Source organism: Streptomyces sp. NPDC046349, from assembly GCF_055587885.1.
On the sequence record NZ_JBVJFK010000011.1, the window covers coordinates 179,178 to 199,228 of the forward strand.

Below are 20,051 nucleotides of genomic sequence, written 5' to 3' on the forward strand. Positions count from 1 at the left end.
TCGACGTCCGCGTGACCCTACGTCAACTCCCTGCAACGGGCACGCACCACGGGCTGGAATTCACCGGATCCCCACGTCCACGGGCAGCTCACGCATACTGTCGGCACCGTTCGGGCGCTTTGGCCCGAAGTGGGAACGACCGCAGGAACGCACAGAAGAGGTGTCATGCCGTTCACTCTCAGCCATGCGGCTGCCGTACTGCCGGCCATCCGCCGGACGGGACGTGCACGGGGTCCCCTCGTCGCCTCCGCGATGGTCCTCGGCTCCTTCGCCCCGGACACCTTCTACTTCACCGACGCCGTCGTCGAGGGCTTCATGGCGTACGGGAGCGTCACGCACTCGCTGCTCGGGATCTTCACGCTGGACGCCGTCCTCACCGCGCTCCTCGTGGGCTGCTGGCTGTTGTTGCGCGAGCCCCTCGTCGCGCTCCTGCCGGACAGGTGGCAGGGCAGGGTGCACGCCTTCCTGCGGGGCGAGGAATGGCGCAGCCGCCGCCGACTGCCGGTGTTCGCCGCCTGGTTCTACGTGTCGGCGGTCATCGGTTCCCTGACGCACGTGCTGTGGGACAGCTTCACGCACATGGACCGGTGGGGGACGAACGCGCTGCCCTGGCTGGGTGAGCCCATCGCCTTCGGTTTCCCGCCCTACACCTTCCTGCAGTACGGCAGTTCGGCGATCGCGGCCGGCGCGCTGCTGTGGTTCACGGCGACCGCGCTGCGCCGGCTGCCTGCCTGCACGCCGCCCGCGTCCGTGCCGGTGCTCGGCCGTGCGGAGTACTGGGGTGCGCTGGCGGTGATCGCGGCGGGCGTCGCGGCCGGGGTGACCTTCCGAGTGATCCGCTTCTTCACCTTCTTCGACCGGATCCGTACGCCCCTCGACATCATTCCGACGGTCTGCTTCGGGGCGGGCGGCGGCCTGTGCGTGTCCCTGCTGGTGTACGGGGTCCTCGTACGCCTGCGACAGCGCCGCGGCCGTGACCGGCACCGCGGCGCGGACCGCACGGACGAGGAAACGCGAACGCCCGTCCCCACCGCCTGATCGGGCGGGGACGGGCGCTGCCCGCACGTCGTCACACAGGTCAGTGCGCGGCGGACTCCCAGTCCGCGCCGACCCCCACCGACACGTCCAGCGGAGCGCGGAGCTCGACGGCGGCGCCCATCTCGCGGCGCACCAGCTCCTCCACCTGCTCGCGCTCGCCGGGGGCGATCTCCAGCACGATTTCGTCGTGGACCTGGAGCAGCATGCGGGAGCGCAGGCCCGCCTCGGTGATCGCCTTGTCCACGCGCAGCATCGCGACCTTGACGATGTCGGCGGCGGTGCCCTGGATCGGGGCGTTGAGCGCCATCCGCTCGGCGGCCTCGCGGCGCTGGCGGTTGTCGCTGTTGAGGTCGGGCAGGTACCGGCGGCGGCCGAAGATCGTCGCCGTGTAGCCGGTGGCCCGCGCCTCGTCCACCACGCGCTGGAGGTAGTCGCGGACCCCGCCGAAGCGCTCGAAGAAGGTCTCCATCAGCCCGCGCGCCTCGGCGGGCTCGATGCCCAGCTGCTGCGAGAGGCCGAACGCGGACAGCCCGTAGGCCAGGCCGTAGGACATCGCCTTGATCTTGCGGCGCATCTCGGCGTCGACCCGGTCGCGCTCCACGCCGAAGACCTGGGAGGCCACGGTGGTGTGCAGGTCCTCGCCGGAGGCGAACGCCTCGATCAGGCCCTCGTCCTCCGAGAGGTGGGCCATCACGCGCAGCTCGATCTGGCTGTAGTCGGCCGTCATCAGCGACTCGAAGCCCTCGCCGACGACGAAGCCGCGACGGATGGCGCGCCCCTCGTCGGTACGCACCGGCACGTTCTGCAGGTTCGGGTCGGTGGAGGACAGGCGGCCGGTCGCGGCGACGGTCTGGCTGAAGCTGGTGTGCACCCGGCCGTCCGCGGCGATGGTCTTGACCAGGCCCTCGACGGTGACGCGCAGCTTGGCCTGCTCCCGGTGGCGGAGCATGATCACCGGGAGTTCGTGGTCGGTCTGCGTGGCCAGCCAGGCCAGCGCGTCGGCGTCCGTGGTGTAGCCGGTCTTGGTCTTCTTCGTCTTCGGCAGGTCCAGCTCGCCGAAGAACACCTCCTGGAGCTGCTTGGGCGAGCCGAGGTTGAACTCGTGGCCGACCGCCGCGTGCGCCTCCTTGACCGCCTGCTGCACGGCTCCCGCGAACTGCTGCTCCATCGCTTCCAGGTGATCGCGGTCGGCGGCGATGCCGGCGCGCTCCATCCGGGCGAGCAGCTCGGAAGTCGGCAGCTCCATGTCGTGCAGCAGCTCCGCGGCGCCCACCTCGGTGAGCCTGCCGGAGAAGGCCTCACCCAGGTCCAGGACGGCGCGGGCCTGTGCCATCAGCGCCTCGGCCTCCGCCGTCTCGTCGGCGCCGAAGGCCAGCTGCCCGTCGGCGGCGGCGGGGGCCAGCTCACGGTGCAGGTACTCCGTGGACAGGGCGTCCAGGGCGAAGGAGCGCCGGCCCGGCTTGACCAGGTAGGCCGCGAGCGCGGTGTCCATGGTGACGCCGGCGAGGCTCCAACCGTGCTCGGGGAAGACCCGCATCAGACCCTTGGCGTTGTGCACGACCTTGGGGCGGGCCGCGTCGGACGCCCAGGCCGCGAAGGCCCGCTCGTCGCTCTCGTCCAGCTCGGCCGGCGTGAACCAGGCGGCAGCTCCCCCGGCGGCGGCCAGCGCGACCTCTGCGACGTTGCCCTGGCCCAGCGCCCAGCTGTCGACGGTCGCGACACCCAGCGGCCCGCCCCCGTGGCTCTCCAGCCACGGCGCCAGCTCCCCCGTGCCCAGCACGGACGCATCGAGCTCCACCCCGGCCGCGGGCGCCGGGGCCGCCTCCTGCTCGGCCGCGCCCGGGTCCACGGCCAGCAGCCGTTCGCGCAGCGACGGGTTGCGGATCTCCAGCACGTCCAGCACACCGGTCACCGCGGACCGGTCGTACGGCAGGCGGCCGAGGTCGGCGGGACTCCTGGGCAGCTCCACGTCCTTGACCATCTCGGTCAGGACCCGGTTGAGCTTGACGGCCTCCAGGTGGTCCCGGAAGTTCTGCCCGGCCTTGCCCTTGACCTCCTCGGCGCGCTCCACCAGCTCCGCGAACGACCCGAACTGGATGATCCACTTGGCGGCGGTCTTCTCACCGACGCCCGGGATGCCGGGGAGGTTGTCGGACGGGTCTCCGCGCAGGGCCGCGAAGTCCGGGTACTGCTGCGGGGTGAGTCCGTACTTCTCCTCGACCTTCTCCGGCGTGAAGCGCGTCAGCTCCGAGACGCCCTTGGTCGGGTAGAGCACGGTCGTGTGCTCGGAGACGAGCTGGAAGGAGTCCCGGTCTCCGGTGACGATCAGCACCTCGAAGCCGAGGGCCTCCGCCTGCGTCGCCAGCGTCGCGATCACGTCGTCGGCCTCGAAGCCGTCGACGGCGAACCGCGGCACCTTCATCGCGTCGAGGAGCTCGCCGATCAGCTCGACCTGCCCCTTGAACTCGTCGGGCGTCTTGGAGCGGTTCGCCTTGTACTCGGGGAACTCCGTCGAACGCCACGTCTTGCGGGACACGTCGAACGCCACCGCGAAGTGCGTGGGCGCCTCGTCGCGCAGCGTGTTCGCCAGCATCGACGCGAAGCCGTAGATGGCGTTGGTCGGCTGCCCCGTCGCGGTCGTGAAGTTCTCCGCGGGCAGCGCGAAGAACGCCCGGTACGCCAGGGAGTGCCCGTCCATGAGCATCAGGCGGGGGCGGTCCGCTGCGGTCGTCTGGTCCGTCTTCTTCGATGCTGAATCTGCCACGCCCCCGATCCTAGGCGCCCCCACCGACAATTCCGGCCCGTCGCCTCCCCCAGCGCATCCGCCCCACCGGACGCCCCCGGCGCACCAGGCAGGGCGCCGCGAACACCGGCCCGCCCTCCCCCGAACCCCGTGGGTCGTGCAAGGATCGAAGCACGCGGCCACCCGTGCTGCACACGTACGAACGCTCGAAGGGGAGCGCGATGGCGACCAAGCCGCCCACAGGTGATCCGGTACAGGACGCACCGCAGGTCACACCGCCCCAGCACGCGGCGGCCGGCCTTCCGGCGATCGGCCACACCCTGCGCATCGCGCAGCAGCAGATGGGCCTGGCCCGTACCGCCCGCACCCTCCTCAAGGTCAACCAGAAGGACGGCTTCGACTGTCCCGGCTGCGCATGGCCCGAGGGCGACAAGCGGCACACCGCCGAATTCTGCGAGAACGGCGCCAAGGCAGTCGCGGAGGAGGCCACCCTGCGCCGGGTCACCCCCGAGTTCTTCGCCGCGCACCCCCTGGCCGACCTGGCCACCCGCTCCGGCTACTGGCTCGGCCAGCAGGGCCGCATCACCCGGCCGATGTACCTCCCCGAGGGCGGCGACCGGTACGAGGCCGTCAGCTGGGAACGCGCCTTCGCGATCATCGCGGAGGAGCTGACCGCGCTCGGCTCCCCCGACGAGGCCCTCTTCTACACCTCGGGCCGCACCAGCAACGAGGCCGCGTTCCTCTTCCAGCTCTTCGCCCGCGAGTTCGGCACCAACAACCTGCCCGACTGCTCCAACATGTGCCACGAGTCCTCGGGTTCCGCACTGACCGAGACCATCGGGATCGGCAAGGGCAGCGTCTCCCTCGAAGACCTCCACCAGGCCGACCTGATCATCGTCGCCGGGCAGAATCCGGGCACGAACCATCCGCGCATGCTTTCCGCCCTGGAACAGGCCAAGACGGCCGGCGCGAAGATCATCTCGGTGAACCCGCTGCCCGAGGCCGGCATGGAGCGGTTCAAGAACCCGCAGACCCCCCTCGGCATGCTCCGGGGCACCGCACTCAACGATCTCTTCCTGCAGATCCGCATCGGCGGCGACCAGGCCCTCTTCCGCCTCCTCAACAAGCTCGTCATCGAGACCGACGGCGCCACCGACGAGGCCTTCATCCGCGCGCACACCCACGGCTACGAGGACCTCGCGGCAGCCGCGAAGGAAGCCGACTGGGACGAGACCCTCACGGCCACCGGCCTGACCCGCCCCGAGATCGAGCGCGCCCTCGCCATGATCCTGGCCTCGAAGCGCACCATCGTCTGCTGGGCCATGGGCCTCACCCAGCACAAGCACGCCGTCGCCACCATCCGCGAGGTCGTCAACCTCCTCCTGCTGCGCGGGAACATCGGCCGCCCCGGCGCCGGCGTCTGCCCCGTCCGCGGCCACTCCAACGTCCAGGGCGACCGCACCATGGGCATCTTCGAACGGCCCGCTCCCGCCTTCCTCGACGCCCTCGACAGGGAATTCGGCATCACCTCGCCGCGCGCGCACGGCTACGACGTCGTCCGCTCCATCCAGGCGATGCGCGACGGCCGCGCCAAGGTCCTCTTCGCCATGGGCGGCAACTTCGTCGGCGCCACCCCCGACACCGAGGTCACCGAGGCCGCGATCCGCCGCACCTCCCTGACCGTCCACGTCTCCACCAAGCTCAACCGCTCCCACGCGGTCACCGGCCGGCGCGCCCTGATCCTGCCGACCCTCGGCCGCACCGACAAGGACGTCCAGGCCGCGGGCAGGCAGTTCGTGACCGTCGAGGACTCCATGGGGATGGTCCACGCCTCCCGCGGCAACCTCGCCCCCGCCTCCCCGCACCTGCTCTCCGAGCCCGCGATCGTGGCCCGCATGGCCCGCGCCGTCCTGGGCCCCGCCTCCGCCACGCCGTGGGAGGAGTTCGAGCGCGACTACGGCGCCATCCGCGACCGGATCTCCCGCGTCGTCCCCGGCTTCGAGGACTTCAACGCCCGCGCCGCCCGCCCGGAGGGCTTCCGCCTCCCGCACGCCCCGCGCGACGAACGCCGCTTCCCCACCAGGACCGGCAAGGCGAACTTCACCGCCGCGCCCGTCGAGTACCCGCAGGTCCCGCCGGGCCGGCTGCTCCTGCAGACCCTGCGCAGCCACGACCAGTACAACACCACGATCTACGGGCTCGACGACCGCTACCGCGGCATCACCGGCGGCCGCCGCGTCGTCATGGTCAACCCCGCCGACGCGGCGGAGCTGGGCCTCGCCGACGGCTCGTACACCGACCTGGTGAGCGAGTGGAAGGACGGCGTGGAGCGGCGCGCACCCGGATTCCGCGTCGTGCACTACCCGACCGCCCGCGGCTGCGCCGCCGCGTACTACCCCGAGACGAACGTGCTGGTCCCACTCGACTCGACCGCGGACACCAGCAATACCCCGGCCAGCAAGTCCGTCGTCGTGCGCTTCGAACCCGCCTGATAGAACGACCTCAGGACAAGAAGGTTAACGAGCGTTGACGAACGGAGCCTGACCATGGGTGAGCAGCACGCAGTGAAGTTCCCGCAGGAGGTCCTCGACGAGTACACGGCCCTGGGCATCGACCTGCCCGCGCTGTTCTCGGCCGGAGACCTCGGCGAGCGCATGGACATCCGCATCCTGGAGGCCTCGGCCGACCGCGTCGTCGCGACCATGCCCGTCAAGGGCAACACCCAGCCCTACGGACTGCTGCACGGCGGGGCCTCCGCCGTCCTGGCCGAGACCCTCGGCTCGATCGGCGCCATGATGCACGGCGGCATCAGCAAGATCGCCGTCGGCGTGGACCTGAACTGCACCCACCACCGGGGCGCCCGCAGCGGCATCGTCACCGGCGTCGCCACCCCGGTCCACCGCGGCCGCTCGACCACCACCTTCGAGATCGTCATCACCGACGAGCAGGACAAGCGGATCTGCACCGCCCGCCTGACGTGCCTGCTGCGCGACGTCGACCAGGTCCCCGGCGGCGCCGAGGCCCACTCCCAGGCCTGACCCGCCCCGCACGGCCCCGACGAGCGTGCCCCCGGCCCGCCGCCGGGGCTCAGGCCGGCCCCTCCCGGTCGCGCCCGAGGCTCCAGTGCAACTCCCGCACCGCGTGGGCCGCCTCCCGGCGCACCGCCGGGTCCGGGTGGCCCAGGAACCGCTCCACGACCGGCAGCGCCGCCCGGTCGGCGGCGCACCCGATGACGGACAGGACGTACTCGAGGAGCAGCACCTCGAAGGCGTCCGCGCCGGCGGCCAGCGGCTCCAGCACCCGGTAGGGGAACCGGTACGACGTGGTGCCCGCGCTGAGGGCGTTCAGTGCGGACTCCCGCAGCGCGTAGCTCTCGTCGGACAGGGCGACCGCGACGAGGCGCGCGGCGACGCGCTCGGCGTCGGCCCGCTCGAGGAGGCCCCACTCCAGGATGTCGGCCACGACTTCGAGACAGCCTTCCCGGCTGCCCGTGTCGGGGGCCTCGAGCTGCCGCCAGGCCGACTCGGTCAAGGCCATCGGGCTCGGGCGTCGGCTCATGGACCGAGCATAGGAGCCGGGCGAGGAGCTGCCGGCCCGCAACAGCCCGGAATCCGCCAGTCCGCACGCTTCGCGGTGACATCTGTTGTCTCACCGGTGGCCACCGCCTACCGTCGCCCCATGGGGACCATGCCACGCACGGCCCGGTACGCCGCCCACACCCTGCTCGCGGCGCTCGCCCTGACCGGATGCTCATCCTCCGCACCACCCTCCGCGGCGGGCTCCGCGAGCCCCTCCGCCCCCACCCCCGCCTCCCCCGTACAGGTGTGCACGAGCCTCGTGTCCTACTGGGCGAAGGAGACCCTCCTGGGCACCAGGTGGTCCGGCCTCGACTGGGAGCAGAAGGGGCTTTCCAACGATCAGTACGCGATCCACGAGGAAGCGGTGGCAGCAGGGCGCACCGAAGAGCGAACTGCCGGGCGGGAAAAGGCACTTGAGCTTATCGACCGCTTCGTGGCGCAGCACTGCGCCGAACAGGGCGGCGCGACCCGCAGCTCGGAGAACCAGCGCCCCCCGATGTGACCGGCGTCACCGGATTCCGAGCACGCTGTCCGTCTTCCGGGCAGATGCCTCCATGGGGCCGAACCGCAGGTGAGAGGCCATGCCGCCGCCGACACAAGATCAGTCACTGTTCCGACACAACGCTGCGACCATCACTCTGTGTAATTTCCGAGACGGCTCGAATCCACCTTTTCCCTTGGGAATGGCCACCCGGAGGATTCTTTTGGACACGCGCAGCCACATTCGGCTCAATTTGATCTAAGACAGGAGCATGAAGGCCTCAAGCCCCTTAGAGGAACTGCGATTTCTCACGATGCGGACGATCTCCAAGGTGCCTATATGTCCGGTTTGTTTAAACTCCCACCGCACATTCTTGGCCTTGGCATAACAAGAGCGTCACATCCTCCTTTCCCGCCTCCCGGTGCTCGCCACCTCGGCCCTAGAGTCACGGCCAGTCACCGCGCCGCAGGGCGCGAATCAGCACGGCCGTGGACCTCTCCAGTGCGGCCCGGCGACCCAACGGCACCTCGACAGAGGGCTGCGCCAGGGAAAGGAAGAATCGTGCGACACCGTTCTTTGCTCATCCTCACCACCGTGATCACCACGGGAGCACTGACCCTCACCGCTTGCGGATCGCGCGACGGAGGCTCCAAGGACAACAGCGGCGGCAAGAAGACCGTCGTCGTCATCGGCGTCGACGCCCCGCTGACCGGTTCCCTCTCCGCTCTCGGTCAGGGCATCAAGAACTCCGTGGACCTCGCGGCCAAGACGGCCAACAAGAACAACGAGGTCCCGGGCATCGAGTTCAAGGTCGAGGCCCTCGACGACCAGGCCGTCCCGGCCTCCGGCCAGGCCAACGCCACCAAGCTCGTGGGCAACAAGGACGTCCTCGGCGTCGTCGGCCCGCTGAACTCGGGCGTCGCCCAGCAGATGCAGGGCGTCTTCGCCTCCGCCAAGCTGGCGCAGGTCTCCCCCGCCAACACCAACCCCGCGCTCAGCCAGGGCGACAACTGGGGCAAGGGCGAGTTCAAGCGCGGCTTCGACACCTACTTCCGCACCGCCGCCACCGACGTGGTCCAGGGCAAGTTCGCCGCCCAGTACCTCTTCAAGGACGCCGGCAAGAAGAAGGTCTTCATCGTCGACGACAAGCAGACCTACGGCGCCGGCCTCGCCGCGATCTTCGCCGAGGAGTTCAAGAAGCTCGGCGGCGAGGTCGCCGGCACCGACCACGTCACCGTGAAGGAGACCGACTTCTCCTCCACCGCCGACAAGGTCAAGTCCTCCGGCGCCGACTCCGTCTACTTCGGCGGCCAGTACCCCGAGGGCGGCCTGCTCGCCGACCAGATCAAGAAGGCCGGCGCCGCCGTCCCGCTCATGGGCGGCGACGGCATCCAGGACCCCGCCTTCATCAGCGCCTCCGGTGAGGCCAACGAGGGCGACCTCGCCACCTCCATCGGCTACCCGGTCGAGAAGCTCGACACCGCCAAGAAGTTCATCGAGGACTACAAGGCCGAGGGCTACAAGGACCCGTACGCCGCCTACGGTGGCTACTCCTACGACGCCGGCTGGGCCGTCATCCAGGCCGTCAAGGCCGTCGTCGCCGCCAACAGCGGCAAGCTCCCCGACGACGCCCGCGCCAAGGTCGTCGAGGCTCTCGGCAAGGTCTCCTTCGAGGGCGTGACCGGCAAGGTCGCCTTCGACCAGTACGGCGACACCACCAACAAGCAGCTCACGGTCTACAAGGTCGAGGGCGGCAAGTGGGTCGACGTCAAGAGCGACACCTTCAACCAGTAAGCCCGTAGCACCCAGCACCACCCGTAACACCTGAACCAACGCCGCGCGAGGGCGCAAACAGTGCCCTCGCGCGGAGTCTTATCCGACACGCTCATCGGAGGCCCTGCGGTGCACGAACTGCCGCAACAGCTGGCCAACGGCCTTGCCCTCGGTGCTCTCTATGGCCTCATCGCCATCGGGTACACCATGGTCTACGGCATCGTCCAGCTCATCAACTTCGCCCACGGCGAGATCTTCATGATCGGCGGCTTCGGCGCGCTCACCGCCTACGCCATCCTCCCGACCGGCACCACCCTGCTGATCGCGATACCCGTCATGATCGTCGGCGGCGCCATCTGCTCCGTCGCCGTGGCATGCGCAGCCGAACGCTTCGCCTACCGCCCCCTGCGCAGCGCTCCCAGGCTCGCACCCCTCATCACCGCAATCGGCCTCTCGATCGCGCTCCAGCAGCTCGTCTGGCAGTTCTACCCGGACGCCAAGAAGGCCGTCAGCTTCCCCGAGTTCACGGGCCCGGCCTTCAAGCTCACCGACAGCCTCGCGATCCAGCGTGCGGACCTCTTCGTCCTCATCCTCGCCCCGCTCTGCATGCTCGCCCTCGGCGTCTTCGTCCAGAAGAGCCGTAGCGGCCGCGCCATGCAGGCCACCGCGCAGGACCCCGACACCGCCAAGCTGATGGGCATCAACACCGACCGCATCATCGTCATGGCCTTCGCCATCGGTGCCGCGTTCGCCGCCGTCGCCGCCGTCGCCTACGGCGTCGACAAGGGCCAGATCAACTTCGAGATGGGCTTCATCCTCGGCCTCAAGGCCTTCACCGCAGCCGTCCTCGGCGGCATCGGCAACATCTACGGAGCCATGGTCGGCGGCGTCGTCCTCGGACTCGCCGAAGCCCTCTCGATCGCCTACATCGAAGAGATCCCCGGCATGCAGCAGCTCGGCGGCGGAGCCTGGTCCAACGTCTGGGCCTTCGTACTCCTCATCGTCGTCCTCCTCGTGCGGCCCCAAGGCCTGCTCGGCCAGCGCGTCACGGATCGGGCGTGAGAACCATGACCACCAACACCACCCCGCAGACGCAGACGCCGACCCCTACCGCGAAGACGGCCCCCGCACCCGCCGCGCTCCTCTACGCGATCGTCGGCGGCAGCCTCCTCACCATCGTCAGCGCCTTCCTCGCCTGGACGTGGACCGCCGACTTCCCCGGTGACCTCACCTTCTACGGCAGCCCCGCCGACCTCCAGTACGTCACCCTGGCCGGAGCCGCCCTCACCCTCGTCCACGCGCTCGCCGCGCTCGGCGTCAAGGGCTTCAGCTGGCTCACCCCCGCCGGCTCCCGCAAGGCCATCTGGTTCCTGGCGCTCGGCAACCTGGCCGCCACCTGGTTCACGGTCATCGCGATCACCGTCGTCCTCGGCGGTGTCATCAACCTCGAGCCCGGCGCCTACGTCGCCCTCGTCGGCTCCCTCGTCCCGGCCCTCGCCGCGTACAAGCTCCCCGACGACACCCGCAAGGTCGCCCCGGCCAAGAGCAAGCTGCCCAACTGGGCCGAGATCCTCATCATCACCGTCGTCTTCGCCGTCGGCCTCTTCGTCATCACCTTCGGCATCGACACCGATGACAAGGAACCGCAGCTCTTCGTCGCCTACCTGATCACGGTCGGCGTCGCGGCCCTCGCCCTGAACAAGTCGGGCCTCCTCGCCCGCTTCTCGGTGCTCACCGCGAACAACCGCCAGGTCACCCTCCTCGGCACCGCGGCCGCCGCGATCGCCTTCCCGTTCATCCAGCAGAGCGGCGACACCTACACGCTGATCGCGGTCAACATCCTGATCTTCGCGACCGTCGCCCTCGGCCTGAACATCGTCGTCGGACTCGCCGGCCTCCTGGACCTCGGATACGTCGCCTTCCTCGGTGTCGGCGCCTACGCCGCCGCCCTGGTCTCCGGCAGCACCGCCTCCGCCTTCGGCATCCACCTCCCCTTCTGGGCGGCGGTCATCGTCGGCGCCATCGTCTCGCTCGTCTTCGGCGTGGTCATCGGTGCACCGACCCTCCGCCTGCGCGGCGACTACCTCGCCATCGTCACCCTCGGCTTCGGAGAAATCTTCCGCATCGCCATGGGCAACCTCGACGGCACCTCCGGCCCGGACGTCACCAACGGCCCGAACGGCATCCCGAACATTCCCCACCTCGAGATCTTCGGGTGGAACTTCGGCGAGTCGCACATGGTCGCCGGCATCGAACTCGGCGCCTACGCCAACTACTACTTCCTGATGCTGCTGGTGATGGCTCTGGTCGTCGTGGTCTTCGCCCGCGCCGGCAACAGCCGCATCGGCCGCGCCTGGGTCGCCATCCGCGAGGACGAGACCGCCGCCGAAGCCATGGGCATCAACGGCTTCAAGGTCAAGCTCATCGCCTTCGCCCTCGGCGCCACCCTCGCCGGCCTCGCCGGCACCGTCCAGGCTCACGTCAACACCACGGTCGTCCCCGAGAACTACGTCTTCGCCGGGCCCGTCCCGCCGAACTCCGCGTTCCTCCTCGCCGCCGTCATCCTCGGCGGCATGGGCACCATCCGCGGCCCCATCCTCGGCGCCGCACTCCTCTTCCTGATCCCGGCGAAGCTGGCCTTCCTCCAGGACTACCAGCTCCTCGCCTTCGGCATCGCCCTCATCCTGCTCATGCGCTTCCGCCCTGAAGGCCTCATCGCCAACAAGCGCGCGCAGCTCGAGTTCCACGACGACACCGCTGACCAGGCCCCCAAGGACCTGGCCACCGCCAAGGCGGGGGCGTGAACGACATGACGACCACCACGGACACCACCACCAAGACCAAGACCACGGTTCTCGAAGCCAAGGGCGTCACCATGCGCTTCGGCGGCCTCACCGCCGTCAAGGGCGTCGACCTCCAGGTCAACGCGGGCGAGATCGTCGGACTCATCGGCCCCAACGGCGCCGGCAAGACCACCTTCTTCAACTGCCTCACCGGGCTGTACGTCCCCACCGAGGGCTCCGTCAGCTACAAGGGCAAGGTCCTCCCGCCCAAGCCCCACCGGGTCACCGAGGCCGGCATCGCCCGTACCTTCCAGAACATCCGGCTCTTCCACAACATGACGGTGATGGAGAACGTCCTCGTCGGACGCCACACCCGCACGAAGGAAGGCCTCTGGTCCGCCCTGCTGCGCGGCCCCGGCTTCAAGAAGGCCGAAGCCGCCAGCGAGGCACGCGCCATGGAACTCCTCGAGTTCATCGGCCTGGAGCACAAGGCCGACCACCTCGCGAAGAACCTCCCCTACGGCGAGCAGCGCAAGCTGGAGATCGCCCGCGCCCTTGCCAGCGACCCCGGCCTCATCCTCCTGGACGAGCCGACCGCCGGCATGAACCCGCAGGAGACCCGCGCCGCCGAGGAGCTCATCTTCGCGATCCGGGACATGGGCATCGCCGTACTCGTCATCGAGCACGACATGCGCTTCATCTTCAACCTCTGCGACCGCGTCGCCTGTCTCGTCCAGGGCGAGAAGCTCATCGAAGGCACCGCCTCCGAGGTCCAGGGTGACGAGCGCGTCATCGCGGCCTACCTCGGCACCCCCTTCGAGGGCGAGCCGGGCGCGGCGGAGGTCGCCGAGGTCGAGGCTGCGGAGGCCCACGCCGAGGCTGCGGCCGACGCGGAGCCCGAGGCTGCGGCCGCGGACGAAGCCGAGCCCGAGGCTGCGGCCGCGGACGAAGCTGCGGACGAGGACGAGGCCCCCGCGGCCGACTCGGAGAACGCACCCGCCGCGGACGCGGACGCCGACGCGGACGCCGACGCGGACAGCACCACCAGCACCACCCGCACGGAAGGAGAGGCCAAGTGACCGCACTGCTCAAGGTCGAGGACCTCAAGGTCGCCTACGGCAAGATCGAAGCCGTCAAGGGAATCTCCTTCGAGGTCAACGAAGGTGAGATCGTCTGCCTCGTCGGCACCAACGGCGCCGGCAAGACGACCACCCTCCGCACCCTCTCCGGGCTCCTGAAGCCCACCGCGGGCAGCGTCACCTTCGACGGCCAGCCCCTGGTCGGCGTCCCCGCCCACAAGATCGTCGCCCTGAAGCTGGCGCACTCCCCCGAGGGCCGGCACATCTTCCCGCGGCTGACGATCGAGGAGAACCTCCAGCTCGGCGCCTTCCTCCGCAGCGACAAGGACGGCATCGAGAAGGACATCCAGCGCGCCTACGACCTCTTCCCCATCCTGGGCGAGCGTCGCAAGCAGGCCGCCGGCACCCTCTCGGGCGGTGAGCAGCAGATGCTCGCCATGGGCCGCGCGCTCATGTGCCAGCCGAAGCTCCTCATGCTGGACGAGCCCTCCATGGGCCTCTCCCCGCTGATGATGCAGAAGATCATGTCGACCATCTCCGAGCTCAAGGCCTCGGGCATGACGATCCTGCTCGTCGAGCAGAACGCCCAGGCGGCGCTCTCCCTCGCCGACCAGGCGCACGTCATGGAGATCGGCAAGATCGTCCTCTCCGGCACCGGCCAGGACCTCCTCCACAACGAGGACGTCCGCAAGGCCTACCTCGGCGAGGACTGACAGAACGTGTGAGGCCCGCCTCCCTCGGGGGAGGCGGGCCTCACGCATGTTCCGGTACGGGCGCGGAAGCTACTTCCCGCTCTCCTTCTTCTTCGCCTCGGCGTCCTCGATGACCACCTCGGCGACCTGCTGCATCGACATCCGGCGGTCCATGGACGACTTCTGGATCCAGCGGAAGGCCGCGGGCTCCGTCAGCCCGTACTGCGTCTGCAGGATGCTCTTCGCCCGGTCGACCAGCTTGCGGGTCTCAAGCCGCTGCGAGAGGTCCGCGACCTCCTGCTCCAGCGCGCGCAGCTCCGCGAACCGGGACACGGCCATCTCGATGGCCGGCACCACGTCGCTCTTGCTGAACGGCTTCACCAGGTACGCCATGGCCCCGGCGTCCCGGGCCCGCTCGACGAGGTCGCGCTGCGAGAACGCCGTCAGCATCAGGACGGGGGCGATGGACTCCTGCGCGATCTTCTCGGCGGCGGAGATCCCGTCCAGGACGGGCATCTTGACGTCGAGGATGACCAGGTCGGGCCGGTGCTCGCGGGCGAGCTCGACGGCCGTCTGCCCGTCGCCGGCCTCGCCGACGACGCTGTAGCCCTCTTCTTCGAGCATCTCTTTGAGGTCGAGACGGATGAGCGCCTCGTCCTCCGCGATGACGACCCGGGTCGTCAGCGGCGGAACGTGCGACTGGTCGGCGTCGGGCGTGGGCGTCGACTCGTGCTCGGCGGTCACGGGTGCTCCTTGTTGCAAGGCGATTCAGCTCCCCCGAGCCTACCTAGCTCCTGTATGTTTGTGACACGGAGGGTCTTCTGTATCCTTCATTTCGAAGGGGCCCCGGTAGCCCAGCGGTAGAGGCGATGGATTCAAAACCCATTCAGCGTCGGTTCGAATCCGACCCGGGGTACTTCTCCTTCGATTTCAAGGTCGCCTAGCGAATTTTGCGATCTTCACTCGTCACGGTGACCGAAACGTCGATTTACGGCTATCCGGACGAATATCGACGAAGCTCCCGGACGGGGAGCACAATCCCGTCATGCGCGAAGAAGCAGTCCTTCTCGGCACCACCTGTCCATGGCCCAGCCCAAGGTGCTCCGACGGGTGTCGGATCACCAACTGGACCGTCCGCAACGGCAAGCGCTACGAATACCCGAAGCACTCTTCACCAACAAGTCCGACGACATCCGGAAGCTCTGCACCGACACGCTCACCGCGCTCGGCGTCGAGTGGACGGTCCTGGCCGGGGCAGCGACCCCGCTCAACGTGTCCATCGCCCGCAAGGTTTCCGTCGCCCTCATGGACGCCCACATCGGGCCGAGGCACTAGGAGATGAGGCGGGGTGATCTGACGAATGCGGAGTGGGCTCGGCCGGAGCCGCACCTGCCGGCGGACGGGACGGCGTGGCGGGCGGTGGAACGATCACCGCAGACGGCACGTGGGACCGGAGCCTGTGGGCCGTCCAGGCGGAGGCCGACGTTCGCGGGCCGGATCGACTGGAGCAGGGTCAGCCTCGACTCGACGTCCTGCCGGGCCCATCAGCACGCGGCCGGAGCCCGCAAGAAGAAGCCGCGTGTCCCGAAAAAGGACAACGCCCCGGCACCACCGCACCGACGAAGGACTCGGACGGTCTCGGGGCGGGCTGACCTGCAAGATCCATCTTGCGGGTGGGGGCGGCTGCCGGCCGACGGCCATCCTGCTCACACCGGGCCATTGGGGCGACGCCCCGCAGATGATCGAGGTCCTGGAGCGGATCCGGGTGTCCCGGCCGTAGGGCGGACGGCCACGCACCCGGCGGCACCACCTCGGCGGCGACAAGGCATGCAGCTCACGCTGCAACCGCCGCTACCTGCGAAGGCGCCAGATCAACACACCGTCCCCGAACCGAAGGACCAGCGGGCCAACCGCAGACGACGCGGCAGCAAGGGCGGCCGGCGCACCGGCTTCCACAGCGAGATCCACACACGCCGCCGCGAGGTCGAGCGCACGACCAACCGGCTCAAGATTTCCCGGGCCGTCACAACCCGCCAGGACAAGAGGGCCTGCGTCTTCCGCGGCACCGTCACGGTGGCTTCGATCCGCCTCTGGCTCAAGACATGATCAGCCCGATTCCAGAGCGTCAGCCTGCTTCATCAGGTTCGCTGCGATGTCGTCCCAGTCGGGACCGAAGATCTGCAGGACCATCGCGGCCTCACGCATCAGCTCGGGCTCGTCCGGCCGTTGCAACAGCACCAGCCGATACGAAAGGTTCCGAATCCAGACAGGCAGATTTCCGTCGACGTACTGCGGGCAGAGCTCGCGCAGCATGGCGAGGATCTCGTCCGCATCGGCGAAAGTCAGCTCTTCGACGAAGTAGTGCTCCCGGTGTTCCCGGCCGCACTCCGGTGTCGGCCGGTACTCATCTCCGTAGAGGCACCGAGCGTGCTCTGTCAGGGTGCTGTGCATGAACCGGAGCCTACGACGCCTTTGATCCGCCGGACAGAATCCAGGGGCCCGGTTCCGGGTCGGTGGCGAGGCGGGCGTGGAGGTGTTCGTCGTGGTGGAGGCCGTCGCCGAAGAGGTGGGACTCGCGCAGGGTGCCCTCGGGGAGGTAGCCGCAGCGCGCTGCGACGCGGCAGGAGGCGTCGTTGCCGGTGGCGTGGGCGAGCTCGATGCGGCGGGCGGCGGCCGTGCGGAAGCCCCACGTGGTGACGGCTCGCGTGGCGCGGGTGGCCAGGCCGCGTCCGCGGGCGTGCGGGAGGAACCAGTAGCCGATCATGGCAAGGCCGTCGGCCCGGTCGGTCCAGCGGAGGTTGACGGTGCCGAGCAGGGCGCCGTCGGGGGCGGACAGCACCGCGAAGGCCGCGCCCGCGCCCCGGTCCCAGCCGTCCTCGCGGGCTTCGAGCCAGGTCTGCGCGGCTTTGTGATCGGCTGCGGGCAGGGGGTTCCAGAGGGCGATCGTCGGGTCGGCCGCAGCGGCGACGAGGTCGTCGAGGAGTTCCGGTCCGGCGGGCTTGCGGCCCCAGGGGTGGAGCGTTGCGTCGCCGAGGTCGAGCGTGGTGCGGGCGAAGGTCCGTATGGCAGTGCTCATGACGCCCTTCCTACTCGGCGCCCGGGCCTGTCGCCAGCCCTTTCCTCGGGCTACGGCCGGTCGCCGTCGCCGGGGTTGGCGACGATGCGGCGCAGGACGTCGATGGTGGCTGCGTACGCGGCGTCGTCGATGCCGTGCCGCATCCTCGCGTGGACCGCGGCGTTGCGGTCGTGGGCGCGGTGGCGGCCCGCCTCGCCGGTCTCGGTCGGTGACAGGCCGTCGGGGGTCGCGGTGAGCCGGCCGCGGGCCTGCGAGGTCGTCGTGGGCGGTGTCGAAGTCGGTGTGCTGGTCGACGTACGGGGCCGTGCGGCTCCGGTGGCCGCGACGGGCTGGGCGGCGCGTTGTTCGCGGGAGTACTGCCGGGTGGCGGTGATGCGGATGACCGTAGGACCTCAAGTGGGCTCGGTGTCGGCGCGTGTTGTGGTGGCGTGGGCAGGGTGGCGCGCCGGGCCGCTCGGCGGGCCCGGCGCGGTGGTGCGGGGGGTCAGCGGACCGGGTCGCCGATGTGGTGGATGCGGACGAGGTTGGTGGAGCCGCTGACGCCGGGGGGCGAGCCTGCGGTGATGACGACGACGTCGCCGGTGACGCAGCGGCCGATGCGCAGGAGTTCCTCTTCGACCTGGGCGACCATGGCGTCGGTGGAGTCGACGTGGGGGCCGAGGAAGGTTTCGACGCCCCAGGTGAGGTTGAGCTGGGAGCGGGTGGCGGGGTCGGGGGTGAAGGCGAGGAGGGGGATGGGTGAGCGGTAGCGGGAGAGTCGGCGGACGGTGTCGCCGCTCTGGGTGAAGGCGACGAGGAACTTGGCGTCGAGGAAGTCGCCCATTTCGGCGGCGGCGCGGGCGACGGCTCCGCCTTGGGTGCGGGGCTTGTTGCGGTCGGTGAGGGGTGGGAGGCCCTTGGCGAGGATGTCCTCTTCGGCGGCTTCGACGATGCGGGACATGGTGCGGACGGTTTCGACGGGGTACTTGCCGACGCTGGTTTCGCCGGAGAGCATGACGGCGTCGGTGCCGTCGATGACGGCGTTGGCGACATCGGAGGCTTCGGCGCGGGTGGGCCGCGAGTTGTCGATCATCGAGTCGAGCATCTGGGTCGCGACGATGACGGGTTTGGCGTTGCGCTTGGCGAGTTTGACGGCGCGCTTCTGGACGATCGGGACCTGTTCCAGGGGCATTTCGACGCCGAGGTCGCCGCGGGCGACCATGATGCCGTCGAAGGCGGCGACGATGTCGTCGATGTTGTCGACGGCCTGGGGCTTTTCGATTTTGGCGATGACGGGGAGGCGGCGGCCTTCTTCGTCCATGACGCGGTGGACGTCTTCGATGTCGCGGCCGCTGCGGACGAAGGAGAGGGCGATGACGTCGGCGCCGGTGCGCAGGGCCCAGCGGAGGTCTTCGATGTCCTTGTCGGAGAGGGCGGGGACGGAGACGGCTACGCCGGGGAGGTTGAGGCCTTTGTGGTCGGAGACCATACCGCCTTCGACGACGCGGGTGCGGACGCGGGGGCCGTCGACCGCGGTGACTTCCAGGGTGACGCGGCCGTCGTCGACGAGGATGCGTTCGCCGGTGGTGACGTCTGCGGCGAGTCCTTTGTAGGTGGTGCCGCAGGTGTGGCGGTCGCCTTCGTGGTCTTCGACGGTGATGGTGAAGTCGTCGCCGCGTTCAAGGAGTACGGGGCCTTCGCGAAAGCGGCCGAGGCGGATCTTCGGGCCTTGAAGGTCGGCGAGGATGCCGACGCTGCGGCCGGTCTCGTCGGAGGCCTTGCGTACGCGCTGGTAGCGCTCCTCGTGTTCGGCGTAGGTGCCGTGGCTGAGGTTGAGGCGTGCGATGTCCATTCCGGCTTCGACCAGTGCTTTGATCTGGTCGTATGAGTCGGTGGCGGGGCCCAGGGTACATACGATTTTCGCTCGGCGCATGGGGCGAGCCTATTCCCCTACCAACGGGTAGGTAATCGCTTCCTGGTGTCCACTCAACAACCTTTGAGGAAAGGGTTGTTGACAACTGTTGAATGTGCATGGGGGTGCTCTGATGAGCACCCCCGGGGGGCCTTCCTATTCTCGTTTCAGAGTTGCGGCGGGGTCATGGTGAAGCGGGCGTTCACCTGGGCGTGGACGGTCTGGCGCTGGGGTTCGAGGTCGAGCGGCGGAGGGCCGGCGTCCTCGGTGGTGCTGAAGGCCATGGTGCGCATGCCGGATCCGCCGGGGGCCTGGGCGAAGGGGGCGGCGTTCTCGGCCCCGAGGTCGGCGAGTTCGACGAGGGCGGCGAGGCGGGCACCGAGGGCTTCGGCGTATTCGCGGGCGCGTTGGACGGCTTCGAGCACGGCTTGGCGGCGGGCCTCGCCGTGGGCGGGTGAGGTGGGGCGCAGGGCCCACCAGGGGCCGTCGACCTGGGTGAGTTCGAGGTCGGCGAGGCGGGTGGTCAGCTCACCGAGGGCGGTGAAGTCGCCGATCTCGGCGGTGATGTGGACGCGGCCGTGGTAGGCGCGGACGCGTTCTGCCCGGCCGTGGCGGGTGAGTTCGGGGGTGATGGACAGGGCGCCGGTTTCGAGCTTTTCGACGGGATCGCCGTAGCTCTTGATGAGGTCGAGGACGGTGTTGTTGCGGCGGGTGAGGTCTTCGAGTGCGGTGCGGCGGTCGGTGCCGCGGGCGCTGACGGTGATGCCGATGCGGGCGATCTCGGGGTCGACTTCGAGGCGGGCTTCGCCGCGGACTGCGACGCGGGGTACTTCGGGGGTGCCGTAGGGCTGGTGCGATGCGTCCTGGGTCATGGATTCACTCTCGCACTGTCGCCCGTTCGGGTGTGGTCACCGGAT

Annotated in this window: 16 protein-coding genes, 1 tRNA gene and 2 pseudogenes; 12 read left to right on the top strand and 7 right to left on the bottom strand. The window is 69.5% G+C overall.

Annotated features, from left to right (window positions below; all coding sequences use genetic code 11):
• Nucleotides 1-165 precede the first annotated feature (165 nt).
• A complete protein-coding gene (locus ACZ6JS_RS25775; RefSeq protein WP_469301326.1) occupies nucleotides 166-1,038 on the top strand; it encodes a DUF4184 family protein in 873 nt (290 codons plus the stop codon).
• Nucleotides 1,039-1,078: 40 nt separating this feature from the next.
• On the opposite strand, the gene polA is transcribed toward ACZ6JS_RS25775, so the two are convergent.
• A complete protein-coding gene (gene polA / locus ACZ6JS_RS25780) occupies nucleotides 1,079-3,802 on the bottom strand; it encodes a DNA polymerase I (protein ID WP_469301328.1) in 2,724 nt (907 codons plus the stop codon).
• 200 nt (nucleotides 3,803-4,002) lie between these two features.
• Between polA and ACZ6JS_RS25785 the strand changes: the two genes are divergently transcribed.
• A complete protein-coding gene (locus ACZ6JS_RS25785; RefSeq protein WP_469301330.1) occupies nucleotides 4,003-6,273 on the top strand; it encodes an FdhF/YdeP family oxidoreductase in 2,271 nt (756 codons plus the stop codon).
• Nucleotides 6,274-6,327: 54 nt separating this feature from the next.
• The gene (locus ACZ6JS_RS25790; RefSeq protein ID WP_469301332.1) at nucleotides 6,328-6,819 is read left to right on the top strand and encodes a PaaI family thioesterase; all 492 of its coding nucleotides are present in this window, start codon (nucleotides 6,328-6,330) and stop codon (nucleotides 6,817-6,819) included.
• A 49-nt stretch (nucleotides 6,820-6,868) separates the two neighbouring features.
• On the opposite strand, the gene ACZ6JS_RS25795 is transcribed toward ACZ6JS_RS25790, so the two are convergent.
• Nucleotides 6,869-7,339 (bottom strand): HEAT repeat domain-containing protein, encoded by a 471-nt coding sequence (locus ACZ6JS_RS25795; protein ID WP_469301334.1) that lies wholly within the window; start codon nucleotides 7,337-7,339, stop codon nucleotides 6,869-6,871.
• A 120-nt stretch (nucleotides 7,340-7,459) separates the two neighbouring features.
• On the opposite strand from ACZ6JS_RS25795, the gene ACZ6JS_RS25800 reads away from it, so the two are divergent.
• The 6 genes from ACZ6JS_RS25800 (at nucleotide 7,460) to ACZ6JS_RS25825 (ending at nucleotide 14,188) form a co-directional block, all read left to right on the top strand.
• Nucleotides 7,460-7,861 (top strand): hypothetical protein, encoded by a 402-nt coding sequence (locus ACZ6JS_RS25800; protein WP_469301336.1) that lies wholly within the window; start codon nucleotides 7,460-7,462, stop codon nucleotides 7,859-7,861.
• 540 nt (nucleotides 7,862-8,401) lie between these two features.
• Nucleotides 8,402-9,634 carry a branched-chain amino acid ABC transporter substrate-binding protein gene (locus ACZ6JS_RS25805; RefSeq protein WP_031149227.1) on the top strand — a complete coding sequence of 411 codons (1,233 nt, stop codon included), beginning with the start codon at nucleotides 8,402-8,404 and terminating at the stop codon, nucleotides 9,632-9,634.
• Nucleotides 9,635-9,742: 108 nt separating this feature from the next.
• Nucleotides 9,743-10,675 (top strand): branched-chain amino acid ABC transporter permease, encoded by a 933-nt coding sequence (locus tag ACZ6JS_RS25810; protein WP_469301338.1) that lies wholly within the window; start codon nucleotides 9,743-9,745, stop codon nucleotides 10,673-10,675.
• A gap of 5 nt (nucleotides 10,676-10,680) precedes the next feature.
• The gene (locus ACZ6JS_RS25815; protein WP_469301591.1) at nucleotides 10,681-12,417 is read left to right on the top strand and encodes a branched-chain amino acid ABC transporter permease; all 1,737 of its coding nucleotides are present in this window, start codon (nucleotides 10,681-10,683) and stop codon (nucleotides 12,415-12,417) included.
• Nucleotides 12,418-12,422: 5 nt separating this feature from the next.
• On the top strand, nucleotides 12,423-13,475 hold the full coding sequence (locus ACZ6JS_RS25820) for an ABC transporter ATP-binding protein (RefSeq protein WP_469301593.1): 1,053 nt from the start codon (nucleotides 12,423-12,425) through the stop codon (nucleotides 13,473-13,475).
• Nucleotides 13,472-14,188 carry an ABC transporter ATP-binding protein gene (locus ACZ6JS_RS25825; RefSeq protein WP_046775340.1) on the top strand — a complete coding sequence of 239 codons (717 nt, stop codon included), beginning with the start codon at nucleotides 13,472-13,474 and terminating at the stop codon, nucleotides 14,186-14,188. The genes ACZ6JS_RS25820 and ACZ6JS_RS25825 overlap by 4 nt, the downstream gene beginning before the upstream one ends.
• A 69-nt stretch (nucleotides 14,189-14,257) precedes the next feature.
• Here ACZ6JS_RS25825 and ACZ6JS_RS25830 read toward each other — a convergent pair whose 3' ends face one another.
• Nucleotides 14,258-14,911, bottom strand: coding sequence for an ANTAR domain-containing response regulator (locus ACZ6JS_RS25830; protein WP_356812124.1), 654 nt, complete (start codon nucleotides 14,909-14,911; stop codon nucleotides 14,258-14,260).
• Between the two features lie 99 nt (nucleotides 14,912-15,010).
• Here ACZ6JS_RS25830 and ACZ6JS_RS25835 point away from each other — a divergent pair.
• The 3 genes and pseudogenes from ACZ6JS_RS25835 to ACZ6JS_RS25845 all read left to right on the top strand — a co-directional run bounded on the left by ACZ6JS_RS25835 (nucleotide 15,011) and on the right by ACZ6JS_RS25845 (nucleotide 16,273).
• Nucleotides 15,011-15,083, top strand: a tRNA-Leu gene (locus ACZ6JS_RS25835).
• A 186-nt stretch (nucleotides 15,084-15,269) separates the two neighbouring features.
• A pseudogene (locus ACZ6JS_RS25840) lies at nucleotides 15,270-15,502 on the top strand (transcriptional regulator); the annotation flags it as partial.
• A gap of 3 nt (nucleotides 15,503-15,505) precedes the next feature.
• Nucleotides 15,506-16,273, top strand: a pseudogene (locus tag ACZ6JS_RS25845) (IS5 family transposase).
• Here the strand turns inward: ACZ6JS_RS25845 and ACZ6JS_RS25850 are convergent.
• The 4 genes from ACZ6JS_RS25850 to ACZ6JS_RS25865 all read right to left on the bottom strand — a co-directional run bounded on the left by ACZ6JS_RS25850 (nucleotide 16,274) and on the right by ACZ6JS_RS25865 (nucleotide 20,006).
• Nucleotides 16,274-16,618 carry a hypothetical protein gene (locus tag ACZ6JS_RS25850; RefSeq protein ID WP_469301341.1) on the bottom strand — a complete coding sequence of 115 codons (345 nt, stop codon included), beginning with the start codon at nucleotides 16,616-16,618 and terminating at the stop codon, nucleotides 16,274-16,276.
• A gap of 10 nt (nucleotides 16,619-16,628) precedes the next feature.
• Nucleotides 16,629-17,243: a GNAT family N-acetyltransferase gene (locus tag ACZ6JS_RS25855; RefSeq protein WP_469301343.1), complete on the bottom strand. Its 615-nt coding sequence runs from the start codon at nucleotides 17,241-17,243 to the stop codon at nucleotides 16,629-16,631.
• A 484-nt stretch (nucleotides 17,244-17,727) separates the two neighbouring features.
• Nucleotides 17,728-19,155, bottom strand: coding sequence for a pyruvate kinase (gene pyk / locus ACZ6JS_RS25860; protein WP_469301345.1), 1,428 nt, complete (start codon nucleotides 19,153-19,155; stop codon nucleotides 17,728-17,730).
• A gap of 146 nt (nucleotides 19,156-19,301) precedes the next feature.
• The gene (locus ACZ6JS_RS25865; RefSeq protein ID WP_469301347.1) at nucleotides 19,302-20,006 is read right to left on the bottom strand and encodes an SIMPL domain-containing protein; all 705 of its coding nucleotides are present in this window, start codon (nucleotides 20,004-20,006) and stop codon (nucleotides 19,302-19,304) included.
• Between the last annotated feature and the right edge of the window lie 45 nt (nucleotides 20,007-20,051).